Here is a 19,385-nt window from a genome sequence, read left to right on the forward strand (position 1 = left end):
CCTCCTATTACCAAATGCTCGTCTCCGAATATTTTCGCGCCAGTTTGTTGGCGATCACGAGCAGCACGAGCCCCATCACGGATTGGAATAACCCTACGGCGGACGCAAAGCTGTAGTTGGCCTCGAGAATGCCTCGGCGATACACATAGGAGCCGATGACATCCGCCGTGACGTACGTGTTCGGATTGTACAGCAGGATGATCAGTTCATACCCGGTCTCAAGCATGTGTCCGATTTTAAGAAGCAGAAGAATGATAATCGTCGGCGCAATGCCGGGCAACGTAACATGCCACGCTTGCTTCCAGCGGTTTGCGCCGTCCATGCGGGCGGCCTCGTACAGGTCGGTATTGATCCCCGTCAAGGCGGCAAAGTACAGAATCGCCGACCATCCCAACGTCTTCCATAGATCGATGAGGGTGTAGATGCTCCAGAAATATTCCGGCTTCTGAAGGAAGGCAGTCCTTTCCGCACCGAACTGGACCAGCAGATTGTTCACCAGTCCTACGCTGGGCGACAGGAACGTGACCGCCATGCTCGCCACGATCACGGTCGATACGAAATGCGGCAAGTAACTGATCGTCTGTACGGATCGTTTCACCCAAGCACTTCGAACTTCGTTGAGCAGCAATGCAAAAATGATCGGTGCCGGGAAAACAATAATCAGATTGAGCAGATTGAGCATGAGCGTATTTCGGATTAACCTCGCGAAATAAATCGAGTCGAAGAAATCGAGAAAGTGTTTGAATCCGGCCCATGGACTGGATAATATTCCCTTATACACGTTGTAATCCATAAAGGAGAGGACCACCCCCATGATCACGGGAGCGTACCGAAAAATCGCATAGTAGATGAACGGAAGCAGAAACATTGCGTAGTAGGGCAACGCTTTCTTTGCCGTTCTTCTCCAGTCGGCCCGTCTGGACGTCGCGGTTGTCGAGGCCGATACGTCTGCGGCTGCGGATTTGGCCATCTTCGCTTGAATCCTCCTTTCGTCATTGTCTCGCAAGCCAAGGCGGCCTTGCCCCTCCAATGTATCCGCTTTCAATCGATCTGCCAATCTTTCATTCTTACGATCCATCCTCAAATTTCGGGATTTGCCGCGAAAGGGCATCCGCAAGTTTTAAGGCGGATTATCAAAACATCCGATTCGCCCGGAAGTCGCATTGGAAGAGGCCGGACGGACGAATCCGCACGGCCTCCGCGCGACAAGCTATCCGTTCACTTGACGGTATTGCCCCGGCGTAATCCCTTCATGTCTCTTGAAAACACGGATAAACGTGTTCGCGCTTGAAAAACCGACAGACTCCGAGATCGCCGCGATCGATTCCTTCGTATTTCTCATCAAGAGCTTCGATTGTTCGATGCGCTTGGCGTTGATATAGTCGACGTAATGCATACCCGTGACATCCTTGAAGATGCTGCTTACGTACGAAGGAGACAATCCGATGGCCTCACTCAGCATCGTCAGCGAAATATCCCGTCGGTAGTGCTCGGCGGTAAACGATTCGATCTGCCGGAGCAGTTGGGCATACTGTCCCTCCTTTTTCTCCTGAAGCCAACGAACGAGCGCCTGGAACGCCTGTTCGATGCAATCCTTTTTCTCCTCGATCCCTTCCCTGCTTTCCAACTCCCGATGTAAATCGAAGGACGGGCCGAATACTTCCTCCGGTGTCGAGCCGACTTCATACATCGTGCGAAGAACGGTGCCTGCCAGAGAATGAAACAGATGCATAACGGTGGATGGCGTCGAATGCCCCGACTCCAGGTTGTCACTCCAGATGGAATGCAAGTACTCGGACAACGCGGAAGTATTGCAGATTTTCACCGCATTAATGATTCGCTTCTCCATGTCGAACGAATAGATGAACGAACGCTCCGGGAGCTTGCGGACTTCATCGACATAGATGATACTGCCCTGCCCTTTCACTAGCTTGTACTGCAGAGCCGACAGAGCGTCCACATAAGAATACGAAATATCCTCGACCTGCTGTGTCGCATTGCCCACCCCCACCGTAAAGCTTCGGCCGTATTCCCGTTGGAAGTGGTCCGTCACTTTCCGAATGAACTCGTCGATCACCTCAGGGCTGAGTTTGTGGTAATCCAGATTAACCACCGACACGATCTTGCTATTACGCTTCGCAATCGATTTGACCGAAAAGCGAGATCGGCTGATCGCCGCGGCGAATCCGTCGATCTCGCTGATTATATCAATATCGTATGGACTGATTCTATCGTCCAGGGTGAAGTCCACAGGCTCGAATACGAGAATCTGAAATGCACCGAACGAGAACGGCAACTGCAGCTTTTCGGACGCCTCTGCCAGCCTCTCGCTCGTCGTTCTGCCCTCCAGCATGTCGTAAAGAAATTTTTGCTGCAAGGCCGGCAGGTTTTTCTGAAACTCCTCCTTCAAGTGGTGGTTTTCGTAGTAGACGTAATTGATGATCCGGTCTATGAAACCAATCTCATCCTCCCGTTTAGGGGTATCGTCTCCAAGAGCGCTCTTTCGTTCGAACAGCTGCAGGCAGCCCACCATATGATTGATCGGCCGGTAGATCCGCTCCGAGAGGAAGTAAGAGATCACCAAGCCTACGGAGAGGCACAAGATGGCAGCTACCAGCGTGAACTGCCTGAATTTATTGGCCTTCTCGGTAATGAATGCTGTCGGCACCACGCTTATGTAAGTCCAGTCGTTGAATTGGGACGTAGTAAATACGATTTCATAGCTTTTGCCGGAAATCTTATCCTGCAGGTACCCTTCTCCCGTACCGGACGATCGGACTTTATCCGTAATGATGTTCTTGACGGAGTTAATCGTGACGTCGAGCTCCGATCGGATCGGACTGTTGATCATATCGCGGCCCGAAGCGTCCACAACGTATAAGAAGGCTGGATAAGATTCGCTCCCGCTATGCAACATACCAGATAAATCTTCGGCATTTACGCTGAAGTACAACACGCCGCTTGGGACCATCTCGTCGGGGGGAAGCATTCGCGCAAAGGTTACGACGGACATCGGTTTGTCATAAGAGACGACATCGAAGTGTCCCATCGATTTCATGCCAAAATGACTGCCCACGGTCTCTTTCCAGGGCAGCTCGGGTTTGGTTGTGTAGATGCCTGTGTAGTAATAATCCCGATCGTACTTCGACTCGAAGTTCAGAACGGCCGGATACCGGTACGGCTGAAGCCAAATATCCGAGATCAGTCTGTTCGAATGCTTTACGCTCCTTAGAAACTGGATGATATCGTAAAACAGCAGCTGATCTTGATTCCATGTCTGCTCGGTCAGGTACATGGATCGTCGGACGTCGCTTTGCAGCGAGATCTGATACGACAGCACGTCCCATGACATCAGCGCTTTGTCGATGTTGTTCCTGGCCTGCTCGATATACTTATTGTTAGCGCTTACCACTTCATCGATCAGCAGAGACGACGATTTCGTATAGGATAAATATCCGAATGCCAAGATGGCCGCGAGAACGAATAAGTTGAAGAACACAAGCAGTTTGACGAAGATACTCTTGTGCTTAAACATTCTGATACTCGACGGGAAGACGTTCACGTAGCACCTCTTTATTCGATATGTGTGTCTGCGTTACCGTTTTTTAAATTGTACGCCACCGCACGAGTACTGTAAATTCATTTCATGATATCCAAAAAAAGAGCTAGCTATCGAAAAAAACGCAAACAGCCCGGCGCCTGTATACAGGTCGACCGGGCTGCCGACCGCTGCCATCCGATCACGCTTGCTCCGTATATTCAAAATAATCGAAATCGGCATGCTTCCGTGCGCCGCTTAAGTCTTGCACGCAAAGTCCGATGAAGGTTCCCGTAAACCGGATGTAATCAGGGGACTCGTCGGATAGGTGCGCCACATCCATCTTGTCGCCGACGGGGCTCCAATCCGAACCGTCCAGAGAGCACCAGAACTGTACGAACTCCCGCTCGATGACCGCCCGGAGACCGCAGCGCGTGACGCCTTCGATAGGGAGGTCGCAATCCATCGGTTCGTCATACCGACCTCCGACGCTTCGTATGATTCCAAGACACTTACCGGCCTCTTCGTCGCGCGTGATTCGGAGGTAGATATAATCCTTCGTGTCGTAATATAGAATCAGTCCAGCCATCTGTTGGTATTGCTCCGGCTCGAATTCGACGCATGTCTCGGCCGTGCAGTTGAATGCCTGCTGCCTGCGCGCCACTAAGCTTTGTCGATGACGGGAAATGAGCGACTCCCTGCCTTTCAACCGCAAGAAGCCCGGTCGTTCCCGCAGAGACAACCAAGCTTCGTCTGCCGGAACTCGAAGAGTACTCCAGTCGACGCCAAGCGTGTCTCGGTTGAAATCATCCCTCGCGGGCGAGGGCGGGAATGGATGCGGGGCCAGTTGCGGGGCTTGAACGACAACCAACGGCTCATGACCTCCTCCATCTATCCTTAGCCACTTCTCCTCCGTCCAATAGCATCGCTGTATCGCAGTCTCTCTGCCCATATTGCACAGTTTGTCCCTTACAGGTCGGCCGCATAAGTGAACCATATACCATTCGCCCGTTTGCGTCTCCACCAGGCTGCCGTGTCCCGCTTTCTGCAAAGGCAAATCCGGTCGTCCCGCCGAGGTCAACACCGGATTTCGCGGGTCCACTTCGTAGGGGCCGTCGATCCGTCTGGAGCGCGCCATGGTAACCGCATGGTTGTACTCGGTCCCTCCTTCGGCGGTCATCAAATAGTAATAGCCGTCCCGCTTATACAGATGCGGCCCCTCTGTAAGCTTCAAGTCGGTCCCCTTAAAGATATGCCGGACCGGTCCGACCAGCTTCGCTTCCTCCGCCGAATATTCCTGAAGAACGATTCCGGCGAAACGGTTACGGCCCTTGCGGTGATCCCACAGCATGTTGACAAGCCACTTGCGCCCATCGTCGTCGTGAAATAAAGAAGGATCGAACCCGCTGCTGTTCAAGTAAATCGGCTCCGACCAAGGCCCAAGGATATCCGTCGCGGTCACGAGATAGTTATGGGTGTCCTTGAAGGCGCCTATTCTGCTTTTCACGTCGGTGTAGATCAGGTAGAACACACCGTCATGATAACTCAAGCATGGGGCCCAGACGCCTCCGGAATCGATGTTGCCCTCCATGTTCAGCTGGGACGGTCTCGTTAAGGCGTGGGTGAGCAGCCTCCAATGGACCAAGTCTCTAGAGTGGTGAATCTGCACGCCGGGGAACCATTCGAAGGTTGAGGTCGCAATATAATAGTCATCCCCCACTCTGAGAATAGACGGATCCGGGTTAAATCCACGCAAGATCGGGTTTATGATCGTAATCATTCTAATCCCCCCTGAATTCGAATGATTTTACTCTATCTGTTAATCCGTCTCTTGCCTATCTCCCATTTTTTCGAACCGTCCTCCATTTTTATGACACGTTTCGCGACGGTGTCGTAAATATTATTGATTCGATACAAACGCTCGGGGCGATATGTATATAAAACGTTCCGCCTGAGCCATTACGTGAACTTTTTGATAGGGGTGATTTTCAAATAGATACTGGACAAAATGACCGGGCTTCTCCCCATTGGCGCTAAATCCGTCATAGTGAAGAGGGATGATAGTTTCTATTCCGGCTGCGACGGCCACCTCTGCCGCTTCGCGGTAATCCATATTCCCAACGATCCCCCGTTCACGTCGAAAGAAATCACCACCGTTGATCGGAAGCAAGCCGAGATCAATGTTATGGTTTTTCAGAGTTTCCACAAGACCAGGGTAAACTACCGTATCGCCGGCATGATAAATGGTGACTCCGTTCATTACAATCAAATAACCGACGTATCGGTGCATACCATGTTCGTCGGTCTCCAGGCTCTCGTGAGCTGCTGGAATGGGAAGGATTCGGGCATCTCCGAACGCTAGCCATTCGCCAGTCACCGCATTAGTCAAGAGATTCTCTTGCACTCCGCATCGAAGCATCTTATCACGGCAAAAGACCGGAGAAACATATTGAGTGCCCGGACAGTTGCGTGCCATCACTGAGATCGTACCCTCATCGAGATGGTCGCCATGCTCGTGAGTAATCAGGCATACATCCGCCCGTCTGATGTCTTCGGGAGAAAACGGCGGCTGAAAAGCGCGTTTGGCGCCCCTTCGTTCCAACAAATCGGATACCCAAGGATCAATGTATATAATCGTATCCTTCCCCTTCAGAATGATACTCTCTTGTCCGACAAACCATACTGCAACGCACTCCTCCGGCAAAACCACCGCGTCAATCCGGTCCATTATCGCTTGTGGGTTGGGCAGTATAGACATAGTATTTCCTCCCTCGTTTGAATCAACCTATAATCCGACTTACTTTAATCAAGCTTCCTCTTTAATCTGCTTACATACATCCAAAGCATTAACGAGCGAACCAAACTGAAGACGATAAAAGCAAGCCATAGCCCATCATTGCCGATCCAATCCCGGGTACCGTAAAGGACTGCGACAAACACGATCATTGAAATGATCATGGAATTGCGAATCGGTACCGATTCCGTAGCCCCGTTAAATATACCGTTCAGCAGTAACCCGCCGAAAACGACGATCGGAAAAACAAACAGCCAGACCGAATACCGAACGGCAAGCGCTTGTACCTCCTCAGAAGCCGTGAACAGCGAGATCAAATGGCCGCCAACCCCCGCTAAACCTACAGATAACACAAGAGCTGAGACGAAGGACCAAAACATTCCCAACTTGATCGTATGCCGAAGCAGCGCGCCATTTTTCTCTCCGTAAGCCCTCCCCGACCAGATGCTGCCGGCATTCGCGAACCCGTCAAAAATGTAGGAGACAATCAAGGCGATTTGCATAAGAATCGCGTTGGCGGCCAGAACGGCGTCCCCTCTCCCGGCTCCCGCCGCAGTAAACAACCCGAATACGGAAAGAAGACAGAAGGTCCTTATAAACAAATCCCGGTTGACCTTCAGCATGTGAACGAACGACTCCGCATGGAAGAAAGTACGCCAATCTTTACTCAATCGGTTTACTTTCGACCACACAAATAGAGCGCCTGCCAAAAAAACGAACGCTTCGGAAATGAGCGTCGCCCACGCTACGCCTTGCACTTTCATGCCTAGACCGAGTACGAAAAAGAAATTCAACCCGATATTTAAACCGTTCAATAGAAGCTGCATCCATAATGCCATTTTAACTTTAGAGCGTCCGATTAACCACCCGTATACCGCGTAATTTGCAAGCAAAAGCGGGGCGCCCCAGATCCGAATGGAATAATATTGTTCGACCAGAGCCGCGACACTTTGGGACGGCCCAATGAAATAGAGAGCCGCTCGCAAGATGGGATCTTGAAATGCTATGAATACGAAACCGAAACCGAGTCCTAAAAAGAAAGGCCGGGAGAACGCCATAACCAATCCATTGGAGTCTCCCGCCCCGTCCGCTTGCGCGGTAAATCCGGAAGTGCTCACTCGAAGAAATCCAAGCAGCCAATACAGGTAATTAAAAATCAAGGAACCTACGGCGACGGATCCGATATATACAGGATCGCCAAGTTGTCCGACGATCGCAGTGTCGACAGCCCCCAACAGAGGCGTCGATAATGCGGATAGTACAAGCGGAAGTGACAACAGCAAATACGACTTGTGCGTATATAGCGGCGATTGTTTCTGGAGCAATGACATTTGTAATCTCATAAATCCGGTTCCTCTCGGTGTATGTTACTTAGATAACGCAGCGGCACACTATCTAAAAAATGAAATGAGCTCTTTTGTATAAGGATGGCGCTCCTCCGCGAATAATTGATTGCGGCTGAATTGATCGATAAGCTTTCCCTCTTTCATAACCATGATCCGTTGGCTCATTTGATTGACGGCGGCAAGGTCATGTGAAATAAACAAATATGAAAGATGTAAACATTCCCGAAGTTCCGTTAATAAATTCAGAACAGCTCCCTGTGAAATAACATCCAGACTTGCGGTAGGCTCATCCAGCACAATGAGCTCAGGTTCAATACTGACAGCGCGTGCAATGTTCACACGTTGCCGTTGTCCTCCGCTTAACTCATGAGGATATCGATTTGCCAACTCCGACGGCAGCTCAACGGCTTCAAGCAGCTGCTTTACGTAGGCGTCCTTAGAGGTATAAGAAAAGTAAACAAGCTTTAGATCATTCTTATACTGGGAATATGCGTCAATAAGAGAATCTTTTATTTTTAACTTTGGATTTAGAGCCGCGGACGGATTTTGAAACACGATTTGAATCTTTCTCCGGTAAGGATGCAACTGCTTCTCATTAAGTTGTTCAATCGCTTGATTATTTATAAGGATCGTTCCGCTGTCAATCAGTTCAATCCGCAACAGACACCGTGCCAGTGTGCTTTTTCCGCAGCCGCTTTCCCCGACAAGTCCAAGACATTCACCCTTTTCCAGCTCAAAGGAAAGGTTGTTCACAGCTAATTTTCCCGCTTTATAAGACTTTGTCAGGTGTTTAACCGTAAGCAGGCTCATCTTCTTCCTCCTCCCTTAGACCGGATGGAAGAGAATGCCCCAGTGTAGGTGCAGCTTGAATCAACTGTTTGGTATACTCATGCTGGGGATGGTCAAGTATCCGATGCTTTCCTCCGGACTCAACAATCTTCCCTTCCTTCATGACAGCGAGACGGTCCGCATAGCGTCTGACATGGCGCCAATCATGCGTAATAAATAGGATCGAACACCCTGTTTCTTTTTGCAGTTTTGCCAGCAATTCTAAAATCCTGTGCCCTGACACACTGTCAAGCGCGGTTGTTATTTCATCTGCAATCACCAAGTCCGGCGACAGCAAAAGCGCCATTGCAATTGAAACACGCTGAAGTTGTCCCCCGCTTAGCTGAAACGGATATTGATTACATAAAGCTTCTTCCAGCCCAACTGAAGTGAGCGCTTGAATTGAATTGATCTGCCGAGTTTTTGCAGAGACGATGCCGTGTGCTTTCTGATATTCTTCAAGGTGTTGACCGATGGTTCGAAACGGCGTGAAAGAGCCCTGATAATCTTGAAAAATATAAGAAAGCTTTTGACCCCGAATGGCCCGCATCTGTTTTTTTGACATTGACAGAATATTTTCCTCGTTAAAAAAAATCTTCCCCTCAACCTGCAAATTGGGGGGAAGCAAGCGTCCAATTGCCTGGGAGAGCAAAGTTTTTCCGCTTCCGCTTTGCCCGACTAGAGCTAACCACTCCCCTTGATGAATGGAGAATGAGACATGATCGACGATTGTCTTCTTTCTGCTGCTAATGGATAGCTGCTCAATCGATAGGTTCATTGTCCCGCCTCTTTCTTGACATCAAAATGATCACGCAGAACATCGCCCAGCATATTCGCAAATAACACCGCTATTACAATCGCCGCGCCAGGATACACCATTAATTCAGGCATTGATTGGAAAAAAGGGCGCGAGTCGTTGAGCATTGCTCCCCACTCGGGGACTGGAGGTTGAGCGCCTAGTCCAATGTACGAATATGCGGAAATGAGCAAAATAATTTTTCCAAGATCAAGACTTGCCAGAACAAGAACATGTCCCGCAATATGAGGAAATAAGTGCTTGCTCATGATTTTGCCGGAAGACAGTCCATTCGTACGGGCAATCAGTACATAGTCTTTTTGGGCTTCTGACAGAACAGTACTCCGAACAAGACGCGCATAATTAACCCATTTAACAAAGACGATCGCAAGCACCAAGTTGCCGATGCCCGGTCCAAGTAAGCCGCTTATGATAATCGCTGCAATAGTGTCTGGAAAAGCTAAAAAACCGTCTGCAATTCGCATAAACACCTTATCAACCAATCCGCGTTTATATCCGGCAATGAGCCCAACAGGAATGCCGATGATGAGAGCGAGTAATAATGCCAATAAGCTGTAACCTATCGTCTGTTGACCGCCTAGTAACAGTCTGGTCAGTACATCCCGACCTAGATGGTCTGTTCCAAGGGGATGCTGAACGCTCCATCCCTGGAGGCGGCCGTCGAGATTTGTTAATGTAGGATCATGCCGTAAATAAAAAAAAGTGTATACGGAGACCGCACTGACAATGACAACGAACAGGAGCACAAGTGCAGCTTGCACACTGTGCTTATTCTTCTTTGACAAATGTATAGATAAGCCTTTCATCCGCCGGCCTCCCTTTCTTTCAGCTTCATCTCGGGATTTATATACCGGTAAGTCAAATCCACACATGAATTTACAATGAAAACAATGACGGCCATTATCAAAATATACCCCTGTATCAGCGGAAAATCACGTTGACGTATCGCATCGACCACAAGCTTTCCAATTCCAGGGTAGGCAAATAAAACTTCAATCACCACAACTCCACCGATTAAGCTTCCCAGGCTGACACCAAATACAGTAATAACTGGAGGCAGGCTATGACGAAATGCATGAGCGAAAAATATTCTTTGTTCTGACAACCCGCGGGCTCTCGCTGCACGAATAAATTCCTGACTAAGCGCATCAAGCAAACTGGATCGAAGCAATCGAACATATACGCTTGAAATGGCCAGCCCAAGAGTAATAGACGGCAGGATCAAGGAAACAAAACCGTCTCTCCCCATTGTAGGAAACCAATTAAACCGTACCCCAAAAATTTCGATGAAAATAAGGCCAAGCCAAAAGCTCGGCATGGCTGCACCAATAATTGAGAGTGTTCTGCTCATGCGATCAACCCAACTATCTCGATAGAGGGCGGATAACGATCCCAACGGGATGGATATCGCCAGCATAACAATCACCGCGCCGGCTGATAATTCAAGGGTAGCAGGAAGTCCCATTAAAATCATATCCATCACAGGTTGGCCGGTAACATAAGAGCGACCGAAATCAAGTTGGATGAAACGAAGAAGCCATTGCCCATATTGGACAAGCAATGGCTTATTAAATCCCATCTCTTCTCTTAATGCCTCTACTTGCTCCCGACTAACCGATAGTTCATCAACGTTTAAAATGGTCAGAACAGGGTCGCCGGGAGCAAGCCGGACAAATAAAAAACTGATAAACGTAATAAATAACATAAAAAGCAGGACTTCAAGGAATTTCCGTACAACGATTCGAAACATTATTTCACGTCCAACCGATTTGTAATCATGTAATATTCGCTCCGCGTTGTCACCCAATTTTTCACTTTTTTATCGTTATAAGCAACGATCGTGGAAGGATGCAAAACAAATGAATTAATCACATTCTCATGAACATAATCGGCTGCTTGCTCAGCGAGTAAAGCTCGATTTTCTTGACCTACGGTTTGATTGAGTTTATCAATGATTGAAGTCAACTCGGGGTCATTAGCACCACTAAAGTTAAGTGCGCCGGTCGGATGATACGTTGCGTTTAAATAATATCCGGCATCCCCTCGCGGAGCAGTCAAATTACTATAAGTAGCCAGATCCCAGTCGCGATTTGATGCCATGTATTCTTCGGGGATATCGATTTGCCGAATCTTGACATCGATACCCATCTGTTTGGCGTCAGATTGAAAGACCTGGGCAATCAATGGCAAGTCTGCTCTTGCTGAATATGTCAGCAGAGTAAACTGAAGAGGTTCGTCGTCCTTTTGCATTTTTCCGTCTTTAAGAGTATAGCCGGCTGCCTCCAGGTAGTTGACAGCTGCATCCTTTCCCGAAGCACGCTCTTCGTAAGATGGGGCGAACGGCAGTGATGGAAGGAATGGACCTGCAGCAGCTTCCCCATACCCAAGCAGGATTGTATCAACAATTTTCTGGCGGTCAATCAAGGCATCCACAGCACGTCTTACATTGACATCCTGCAAACTTTTGCGTTGTATATTCATGGTCAGTTGATGTACACGGAAAGTTGCAGTAGATTCAACTTTCATGCCGTCTGTTTCTCTTAACATTTCCAAACTTTCCACTTCCGGACGATAAACAATATCTACTTGTCCGGATTTCAATGCAAGCGAACGGGCATTTGCATCCTCGTTAAAAGAAAATGTGACTGAATCGAGGTTTGAAGCCCCATCCCAATAATCGGCATAACGTTCAAGCTCGAGTTTGCTCCCAGGTGTGAATGACTTCAGCGCAAAAGGCCCCGTACCTATAGGTTTATTGACAACATCCTGTTCTGTTACGTCAATGATTGAAACATTGGGATTAACAAGTTCTGAAACAAACTCAGGAAATGGTTCTTTTGTTGAGATATTCAATGTATATTTATCCGCTTCGATCGTATCGATTTTCAATGCATTCTGAATAGCGACACTCTCTCTAAGCGCTCGTTCAAGGGAGGCTTTTACGGCTTCTGCATCCATTTTCTTACCATTTTGGAATGTGACATCTTCACGGAGTTTTATCGTCCAATGCTGTCCATCCTCACCTTCCCAGCTTTCCGCCAGCCAAGGTGAAACGGTTAGATTCTCTTCATCTAATCGGACTAGAGTTTCTGTTATTCCTGCTCTTAACGGTACATAGCTTGAATCTACGTGCGGATCAAGGGACTTAGTAGAAAAATTATACAGAAAATGAATGTGCTTAATATCCCCTCTATCAGCTGGAGATTGCGTACAGGCCATTAACAAGCTGACACACACCAATGCCAATACCAATAAATAGCAGTATCTCTTGTTGCTTATTTTCAAAACTATCCCTCTTTTCGTAATGATAACGATTTACATCATATCGTAATAATTACGATTAGACAAGGTTCATCAAGCAATAAATGATCCGCACGCTGAGCGAGCGCACGAGCAATCAATACGCGCTGCTTCTCGCCCCCCGACAAAGTGCTAAAACTGCGGTCTGCAAGTTCCCTCATGCCTACTCGGCGCAGGGCGCCAGCCGCAATCTGATGGTCTTCCACTGTGTAGGCCTGCAACGACGAACGGTGTGGCGATCTGCCCAAGAGCACCATTTCAGCTACTGAAATCGGCAAATTCGGCGCGGCTTCCTGAGCCACTACGGCGATTCGCCGGGGTAACTCACGACTGGATAATGAAGTCACCCCTGCATCATCAATAAGTACCGTCCCTTCGCGTGGAGGAAGCGCAGAATAAAGTATACGTAAAAAGGTAGACTTTCCACTTCCATTTGGACCGATAAGACCGACAACCTTACCCAAATGTGCTTCAAGACCCACAGAAGCAAGTACGGGCTCCCCATCGTAAGCAAACGACACCTTCTCAGCACGAATCAACTGTTTCCCCTCCTCCAGGTTTTTGTCCCTTTCTGTTTATAGCCGAATTGTATTGATCATGGCCCCTTTTGACTAACGGATCTGCAAGCTCAAGCGCGCCCGGGACTACAAGCACAATAAGTGACACACCCACAGTCATCAGTCCACAAATGAGCAGCACGGGAGTTTGCCCCGCTGCTGTTAATGCGTAGGGAAGCAGGATAAGGCCGAGCGGAGCAATAGCATAAGACACCATAAAGTCAAATGAGAAAACCCTTCCCAGCTTGTCCGGTGCTACCTCGCGCTGAACAGCGCTGAACCATGGAATGTTAAATGCCTCGATCCCGGCTCCTCCCAGAAAATAGGCCAGAAGAACAAGGATGATCCCCCATTGTGGGGATATTGCCGGAATGGTGAGTGCCAGCGGTACCAATCCATATAAACTCAAACCAATGAACGCAACCCTACCTGGACGGCGAGGCGTCCATTTTGCCATCCACACCGCTGCGGCCGCCGCGCCCAACGAATAGCTTCCCAGCGCCACTCCAAGGAACGTATTGCCATTCACACCAAGCAGATCCCGACTAATCAGCGGCAAAGTCAACTGTTGTACAGCGAAGCCTAACGTCAGCCACACCACAAGCGCCCCGAGACCGGCGATAAACCAGCGATGCCGGGCAACCTCACTCAATACCCCTCCGAAATCGGAAAAGGGGTTTTTCCCAGAACCGGTGGTCGCGACTCGCCTGCTGTTTGGCAGTAACTTCGCCAGCCAAGCTGATCCCAGCCATAACAAACCGGTGGCAAGCAACGTTGCTGAGCCGCCGATTGAAGCATACAAAATTGCCGCCAATGTTGGGCTGCCGACAAGAAGAACCCTGTTGCTTAGGGTGGATAGCGCATTCGCCTGTTGCCTTTCCTTCTCCGCTACAACCTCGCCAATCAAGGCCTGGTAAGCCCCTCTGAAGATGCCCTCCCCTAACCCGGCGACCAAGATTGTCGCGCAGAGCAAGGGCACCGAAAATGAAAAGGTGACGATCGAAGCCAGAATAGCCATCCCTCGAATAGCACTTGATAAGGTAAGCACATTGCGTCGTGAATAACCGTCGATTATGCCTACCCCAAGGATCGCTCCCAGCACAAAACCTGCTGTGCGAGCTCCCAGTACCAGTCCGAGCACCTCAATGCCGCCATGAGTATCCAATAGATATAGAGTAAGTGCAACTGGCGTAATAGACGTAGCTGCTCCAGAAGCCGTGTAACTCAGCCATGCTAGCCGGAACTGCACATTTCTCAAAATGATAAACATCATTCACCTCAAAACGAGGGCAATGTTCGCCAATAGCCCTATTTAAACTTAAACGACCATCGTACACCCGCTATTCGAAAATTGCCCCCTATATCATATCAGCCTTCCGACCGCATCTTTCGTACCAGGAAAAATAAGAACGGGGCGCCAGCCACGGCAGTGATGATGCCCAAAGGGAGTTCCCGCGGGGCAAAAATCATACGAGCGGCAAGATCTGCCCAGATCAAAAATGAAGCTCCCAAAAGTGCCGCTACCGGCAGTAGTCGGCGATGAATCCCCCCAACACAAAGGCGGGCCACATGTGGAACAACCAAACCTACAAAACCGATTCCCCCAGAAACAGCCACAGCAGCCCCTACACATAAAGAGACGACCACCAGTACTTGTAAACGCACTCGTGCCGGCGGGCTCCCAAGCGCGTGAGCCGTATCATCTCCCAAGTTGAGCGCGTCAAGCCGCCTTGACCATAGCACAAGGAACACAAACGAGATCAATACCATCGGTCCGGCAACGGCAACCGAAGACCAATTCGCCCGAGTAAGCGAACCTAACAACCAGAACAACACAGCCCTGGCGCCTTCCGGAGTATCCGAGGCAAAAATCAGAAAACTGGTCGCTGCATTGAGCACATAACCGATGGCCACTCCTGCGAGTAATAACTTGATTGATGTTATCTTCCCGCCACTGGATGCAAGCGCAAAGACCACTGCAGTGGCGCCTAGCGCACCCAAAAACGCACTGCCCGTCAAAGCATTTGCTCCAACGGACACTCCAACTCCGAAGAGAATCGTTAGCGCGGCTCCAGTCGAGGCGCCTGCACTGACACCAAGCAGGTAGGGTTCTGCTAGAACATTGCGTACTAAGGATTGCAAGGCTACCCCTGAAATCGCCAACGCAGCTCCAACGAAAGCGGCCAGTAGCACCCTCGGGGTTCTGACAAGCCAAACAATGCTGTCTTCAGATCCGCTCCAACTCATTTCGAAGCCTTCAAACAAATGGTGGAGCACAATACGAGCCACCGTACCCGGATAAATCGTAATAATTACTATTAACGTATCATCCTACAAGTATCTGGTCAATGTAGATAATATAGCAACCATTCTTGTCATGTAATTTTCCACTGTAGTACGGACTAGTTCAACGTCCTTGATCCCATACTTTTTCCTATTTCACTGCAAATCATCTTCAAATCATCTTCAAAGCTTTGCATGACGAATGCATCCGATAACAATTCTCCCTTAAGCACTTGAGCAGCTTCCTCCATTTTTCGCGACATATTGTAGAGATCCCTTGCTTCGCCGTCCTTTATTCGTAATAATTACTATTAAGATGTTCCATGAGTCACCTGATCGGAGTTCGAATCTTTCAGTACAAGCGTTTTTAAGGAATTGCGGGCAAATTCTTAGATTTGTTCATCCGAATACGCAGTCAACACATGCCAGTTAGTAAATTCCGCATTGAATTTACTGACGTAGTTTTTTAACACTTCCGGCTTATCTCTCTCCGGATCTACACTAAAGGATACAATTTCTGCCGCGATTCCGGGCGATTATCGGCACGGACTCTTATACCGCTGCGCTGGCCGCTGTCGGAGGCAGCTTATTCCTGAGCGAGTAAGCCAGTCGTAGTACTGATGTTTTTTGCTTCACCGTGCCGTGCCATTAAAGTTAAATAGTATTAGACCACCCTCATAAACAAATAAATAACCAAAATCACTCGGAAAAAAGATACTTCTATAATAATCCGGACGATCCATTAAATTTTGTTACGGTTGATAGAAATAAAGACCGTCCCATAATTTTAGTTATAGGATGGCCTCAGATATAGTAAGCTTCTACTATTTTTTCTCCATAGTGAACAAATGGAAAATGACACTCCAGGAATCTAAAATTCCCCACATATTGGGTACCCGCCGTGGATCATATAGGTTTTTTTCCATAGATTGTTGTATCTGGTATGCCCAACCACAGGTTGAGGTATCTTTTTAAACACATTGTTATTTAATCACTTTTCAAAGGAGGCCTTTAACACTGAAAAAAAAGAACAAACGGCGAGCGTCCACTCTCCGGATAAAATCAATAAGCAATGGCGGTCAATCATGGAATGTCAGCGCGAAGTACAACGAGCTTAAGTGGTTGGATGAATTAAAAAATGATTATTCCATCGAGGAAATAGAGGAAGTCAACGAGAATCACGTAACGGACAAGAACGTTTCATCCGTTTCTCAGTACCGGAAGCCAGAAGAAATTAACCCAGATAGGGTATTATTTTCACCGAAAACGACTAATTCGAAGGAGCAGTCGCAGGCTCAACTGGAAGAAAATGCTCAGTCTACCAAGGATTTATTCGAGGAAGTTAAAGTTAAAATAAATTCAGGCGACTATTCAATTGCAAATGGTTACGATGTTCCGTTCTCCTCGAAAGGATTCAATTCAAGCTAGAGGTAAAAGTAGAAAGTGCGAACCCCCATAGGCCGGAATGTTCAAAAGAAGTTGTAGCTTATATTTTGCGGGTGGTGTCAGCTTCGCGATACCACCCCGGATAAGCTGCCGGTGAGCGGCTGGCAACAGTTTCCCCCACTCCTCTGGGCAGCAAAAGATAACAACTTCGACCGTTAATAAAAGAAACGCCCCCTTTGCCTTAAGGGACGCCTCGCTTCAAAGCTACTTTACGTTCATTATTTCGCGAAACGATGATTGCCGATTTCCGCGACCACGCTCAGCCGTTCCCAGAACGCTCCGTCCGTCACGTCGGGATTGTAAAAATATATGGCGCCCTCCACGTTATTCTTGCCATTCATGGCGTCTTTCGTCGCGCGCAGCACGCTCGCGTTCGGTTCGCTCTTATCCAGGAGCCCGTTATGCGCTGGCGGAAATTGAACGCCCGAGTAAATCACCTCGTGGATCGAATCCGGGAACCGCGCGTCTCCCACTCGATTCAGGATGACGTTGGCGACAGCCAGTTGCCCTTCGTACGATTCATATCCCGCTTCGACTTGGACCAGCTTTGCGAGCAGCAACAAGTCCTCCACTGCATATGGCTTCGCTTCTTGAAACTCGGAGGCGACCAGCGCATCGGATGACTCCGCCATAGCAAGATCGGCGCGTCGTTCGTCCACGTTCCATACGACGGTCGCCCCCAGGAATCCGGCCGCGTACCGAAGCGGGACGTATGTCCTGCCGTCGGTGACGTAAGGCGCCGCATCCATCCGATACCGACGACCGTTGAAGAAGGCAACGGGAACGCCGTCGCTCATGACGATTTTGTCGCCGTCATCGGTATGTATCGTTAGCGTTGCATTCTTTTGATCCCATGCCGTCGTTGCTTCGAACAGGTCGGCCAGCGAGCCGACCGGAACGTACAAGCGGCCATCCGACAACTGCATAGAAGCGTCCCAAGCGGATTGTTCCCCGTCGATGGTCACCGTCGGTTGTTCTATGAGCATTATTTCCCCGGCGGCGGCCGAGACCGTCAACGGCGCGGAAACCATTAAGTGCAGCGCCGCGGCGCCAATCAACGCCCGCATTCGATAAGACGTTCTCTTCTTGTTCATTCCTACCTCCTTGATAGGTCATGATGAAGATCGTTCCAATCGTTAGCAGTGTACCATAGGTTCTCCCCCGAGGAAACGGAAAACTCGGAAATCGATCCGTCGTCGCACCCGTCGTGCCGATATGAATATGCAAAAAGGGACTCTTCTGTGGGATAATGGAATCACTCTGCAAGGCCAAGGCGAATGCAAATCTTTAGGAAGAATCGAGGAGAACCAAGAGATGAACGGTCTTTACGATGTAATTATCGCAGGAGCCGGTTCCATGGGGATGGCCGCTGGATACTACCTGGCAAAACAGGGACGAAAAACATTGCTGCTCGACGCAAATGATCCTCCCCATACCGTAGGCAGCCATCACGGAGATACCCGCATTATTCGGCACGCATATGGCGAAGGTAAGCAATACGTGCCCATTGTACTGCGGGCACAGCAGCTTTGGCTGGAATTGGAACAGGAAGCTGAGATTTCCCTATTCCGGCAAACCGGCGTGCTTTCTGTCGGCGCCTCGGACTCCCCTTTTCTGAAGGAAGTGAAGGAAAGTGCGGCAACCTTCTCCCTTCCGCTTGAGGTGCTAAATGCAGAAGTGATCCAAATCCGTTGGCCGGGCATCACCGTCCCGGACGATTTCTTGGGGTGCTTTGAAAACGCTTCTGGCTTTCTGTTCAGTGAGCAGTGTATACGAGCCTATCGTAATAGGGCGGTAGCCCTCGGCGCAGACATACGCCCTAATTCACCTGTTACCGACATTGAGGTAAAATCTGACGGAGTAGTCGTTCACTGCGGTGAAAAACGCTACTCAGGCGACTCGCTCATACTGTCTGCAGGAGCGTGGTCAGGAAAACTGTCGGCTTCGCTTGATCTGTCACTCCCGCTTACTCCTACTCGCAAGACGATAGGCTGGTTTGAGGCAAATGAACAATTATACGGCGCCGCTCATTTTCCCGCCTTTATCTTTGATTTGAAGACGTCCACGTACTACGGATTCCCCAGTTTCAACAGCTGTGGCGTGAAAGTAGGACGACACGACGGCGGTCAAGCGGTTAATCCGGATAATATGAATCGGGAATTCGGATCGCTCCCTGAGGATGAAGGCGACCTCCGTAGCTTCCTTACTGCCTGTATGCCGCAAGCAGCGGGCGCTTTAAAGCAGGGGAAAGTCTGCTTGTACACAATGACGCCGGACGAGCATTTCATCATCGACCGACACCCCGCATACCCGCATGTGGTAATCACCGCTGGCTTTTCCGGTCATGGATTCAAGTTCGTCAGCGCCGTTGGGGAAGCAGCCAGCCAGTTAGTCACATCGGGCAAAGTAGAACACGATGTATCACTCTTTTCATTGAAGCGGTTTTTCTCGATTCCGTAAACGGGAGGTTTTCCCC

At 49.2% G+C, this 19,385-nt stretch carries 17 protein-coding genes; 2 read left to right on the forward strand and 15 right to left on the reverse strand.

Translation table 11 applies throughout. The features are described from left to right. Positions 1-7 precede the first annotated feature (7 nt). The 14 genes from JET16_RS01510 to JET16_RS29915 form a co-directional block, all read right to left on the reverse strand. Positions 8-970 carry an ABC transporter permease gene (locus JET16_RS01510; protein ID WP_199614251.1) on the reverse strand — a complete coding sequence of 321 codons (963 nt, stop codon included), beginning with the start codon at positions 968-970 and terminating at the stop codon, positions 8-10. Positions 971-1,210: 240 nt separating this feature from the next. Continuing rightward, complete coding sequence (locus tag JET16_RS01515) at positions 1,211-3,535, reverse strand: helix-turn-helix domain-containing protein (RefSeq protein ID WP_199613832.1); 2,325 nt, start codon at positions 3,533-3,535, stop codon at positions 1,211-1,213. A gap of 205 nt (positions 3,536-3,740) precedes the next feature. Continuing rightward, positions 3,741-5,318 (reverse strand): glycoside hydrolase family 43 protein, encoded by a 1,578-nt coding sequence (locus JET16_RS01520; RefSeq protein ID WP_199613833.1) that lies wholly within the window; start codon positions 5,316-5,318, stop codon positions 3,741-3,743. Between the two features lie 120 nt (positions 5,319-5,438). Then, on the reverse strand, positions 5,439-6,296 hold the full coding sequence (locus tag JET16_RS01525; RefSeq protein ID WP_199613834.1) for an MBL fold metallo-hydrolase: 858 nt from the start codon (positions 6,294-6,296) through the stop codon (positions 5,439-5,441). 44 nt (positions 6,297-6,340) lie between these two features. Then, positions 6,341-7,675: an MATE family efflux transporter gene (locus JET16_RS01530; protein ID WP_233530932.1), complete on the reverse strand. Its 1,335-nt coding sequence runs from the start codon at positions 7,673-7,675 to the stop codon at positions 6,341-6,343. Positions 7,676-7,723: 48 nt separating this feature from the next. Continuing rightward, positions 7,724-8,488 (reverse strand): ABC transporter ATP-binding protein, encoded by a 765-nt coding sequence (locus JET16_RS01535; protein ID WP_199613835.1) that lies wholly within the window; start codon positions 8,486-8,488, stop codon positions 7,724-7,726. Then, entirely contained in the window at positions 8,469-9,284 is an 816-nt protein-coding gene (locus tag JET16_RS01540) for an ABC transporter ATP-binding protein (protein ID WP_199613836.1), read from the reverse strand. Before JET16_RS01540 ends, JET16_RS01535 begins: the two co-directional genes overlap by 20 nt. After that, a complete protein-coding gene (gene nikC / locus JET16_RS01545) occupies positions 9,281-10,129 on the reverse strand; it encodes a nickel transporter permease (protein ID WP_199613837.1) in 849 nt (282 codons plus the stop codon). The genes JET16_RS01540 and nikC overlap by 4 nt, the downstream gene beginning before the upstream one ends. Beyond that, the gene (gene nikB / locus JET16_RS01550; protein ID WP_199613838.1) at positions 10,126-11,073 is read right to left on the reverse strand and encodes a nickel ABC transporter permease; all 948 of its coding nucleotides are present in this window, start codon (positions 11,071-11,073) and stop codon (positions 10,126-10,128) included. Before nikB ends, nikC begins: the two co-directional genes overlap by 4 nt. After that, positions 11,073-12,542 carry a nickel ABC transporter substrate-binding protein gene (nikA, locus tag JET16_RS01555; protein WP_199614253.1) on the reverse strand — a complete coding sequence of 490 codons (1,470 nt, stop codon included), beginning with the start codon at positions 12,540-12,542 and terminating at the stop codon, positions 11,073-11,075. The genes nikB and nikA overlap by 1 nt, the downstream gene beginning before the upstream one ends. Positions 12,543-12,643: 101 nt before the next feature. Continuing rightward, entirely contained in the window at positions 12,644-13,162 is a 519-nt protein-coding gene (locus tag JET16_RS01560; protein WP_199613839.1) for an ABC transporter ATP-binding protein, read from the reverse strand. After that, complete coding sequence (locus tag JET16_RS01565) at positions 13,149-14,453, reverse strand: MFS transporter (RefSeq protein ID WP_199613840.1); 1,305 nt, start codon at positions 14,451-14,453, stop codon at positions 13,149-13,151. The genes JET16_RS01560 and JET16_RS01565 overlap by 14 nt, the downstream gene beginning before the upstream one ends. 95 nt (positions 14,454-14,548) lie before the next feature. Beyond that, positions 14,549-15,499 (reverse strand): FecCD family ABC transporter permease, encoded by a 951-nt coding sequence (locus JET16_RS01570; RefSeq protein ID WP_325176609.1) that lies wholly within the window; start codon positions 15,497-15,499, stop codon positions 14,549-14,551. 353 nt (positions 15,500-15,852) lie between these two features. Next, positions 15,853-15,990 (reverse strand): SCO family protein, encoded by a 138-nt coding sequence (locus JET16_RS29915; RefSeq protein ID WP_199614254.1) that lies wholly within the window; start codon positions 15,988-15,990, stop codon positions 15,853-15,855. 595 nt (positions 15,991-16,585) lie between these two features. On the opposite strand from JET16_RS29915, the gene JET16_RS01580 reads away from it, so the two are divergent. Continuing rightward, the gene (locus JET16_RS01580) at positions 16,586-16,891 is read left to right on the forward strand and encodes a hypothetical protein (RefSeq protein WP_199613842.1); all 306 of its coding nucleotides are present in this window, start codon (positions 16,586-16,588) and stop codon (positions 16,889-16,891) included. 236 nt (positions 16,892-17,127) lie between these two features. On the opposite strand, the gene JET16_RS01585 is transcribed toward JET16_RS01580, so the two are convergent. After that, on the reverse strand, positions 17,128-18,003 hold the full coding sequence (locus JET16_RS01585; RefSeq protein WP_199613843.1) for a cell wall hydrolase: 876 nt from the start codon (positions 18,001-18,003) through the stop codon (positions 17,128-17,130). 220 nt (positions 18,004-18,223) lie between these two features. Between JET16_RS01585 and solA the strand changes: the two genes are divergently transcribed. After that, positions 18,224-19,369 carry an N-methyl-L-tryptophan oxidase gene (gene solA / locus JET16_RS01590; RefSeq protein WP_199613844.1) on the forward strand — a complete coding sequence of 382 codons (1,146 nt, stop codon included), beginning with the start codon at positions 18,224-18,226 and terminating at the stop codon, positions 19,367-19,369. The last annotated feature ends 16 nt before the right edge of the window (positions 19,370-19,385 follow it).

Origin of the sequence: Paenibacillus alkalitolerans, assembly GCF_016482785.1 — a bacterium.
Lineage (GTDB): Bacteria > Bacillota > Bacilli > Paenibacillales > YIM-B00363 > Paenibacillus_AE > Paenibacillus_AE alkalitolerans.

Coding starts and splice junctions, on each gene's coding strand:
- JET16_RS01585 (WP_199613843.1), bottom strand. CDS start 18,003: ATGAACAAGAAGAGAACGTCTTATCGAATGCGGGCGTTGATTGGCGCC.
- JET16_RS01535 (WP_199613835.1), bottom strand. CDS start 8,488: ATGAGCCTGCTTACGGTTAAACACCTGACAAAGTCTTATAAAGCGGGA.
- JET16_RS01540 (WP_199613836.1), bottom strand. CDS start 9,284: ATGAACCTATCGATTGAGCAGCTATCCATTAGCAGCAGAAAGAAGACA.
- JET16_RS01515 (WP_199613832.1), bottom strand. CDS start 3,535: ATGTTTAAGCACAAGAGTATCTTCGTCAAACTGCTTGTGTTCTTCAAC.
- JET16_RS01530 (WP_233530932.1), bottom strand. CDS start 7,675: ATGAGATTACAAATGTCATTGCTCCAGAAACAATCGCCGCTATATACG.
- nikA (WP_199614253.1), bottom strand. CDS start 12,542: ATGGCCTGTACGCAATCTCCAGCTGATAGAGGGGATATTAAGCACATT.
- JET16_RS01520 (WP_199613833.1), bottom strand. CDS start 5,318: ATGATTACGATCATAAACCCGATCTTGCGTGGATTTAACCCGGATCCG.
- JET16_RS01565 (WP_199613840.1), bottom strand. CDS start 14,453: ATGATGTTTATCATTTTGAGAAATGTGCAGTTCCGGCTAGCATGGCTG.
- solA (WP_199613844.1), top strand. CDS start 18,224: ATGAACGGTCTTTACGATGTAATTATCGCAGGAGCCGGTTCCATGGGG.
- JET16_RS01525 (WP_199613834.1), bottom strand. CDS start 6,296: ATGTCTATACTGCCCAACCCACAAGCGATAATGGACCGGATTGACGCG.
- nikC (WP_199613837.1), bottom strand. CDS start 10,129: ATGAAAGGCTTATCTATACATTTGTCAAAGAAGAATAAGCACAGTGTG.
- JET16_RS01510 (WP_199614251.1), bottom strand. CDS start 970: ATGGCCAAATCCGCAGCCGCAGACGTATCGGCCTCGACAACCGCGACG.
- nikB (WP_199613838.1), bottom strand. CDS start 11,073: ATGTTTCGAATCGTTGTACGGAAATTCCTTGAAGTCCTGCTTTTTATG.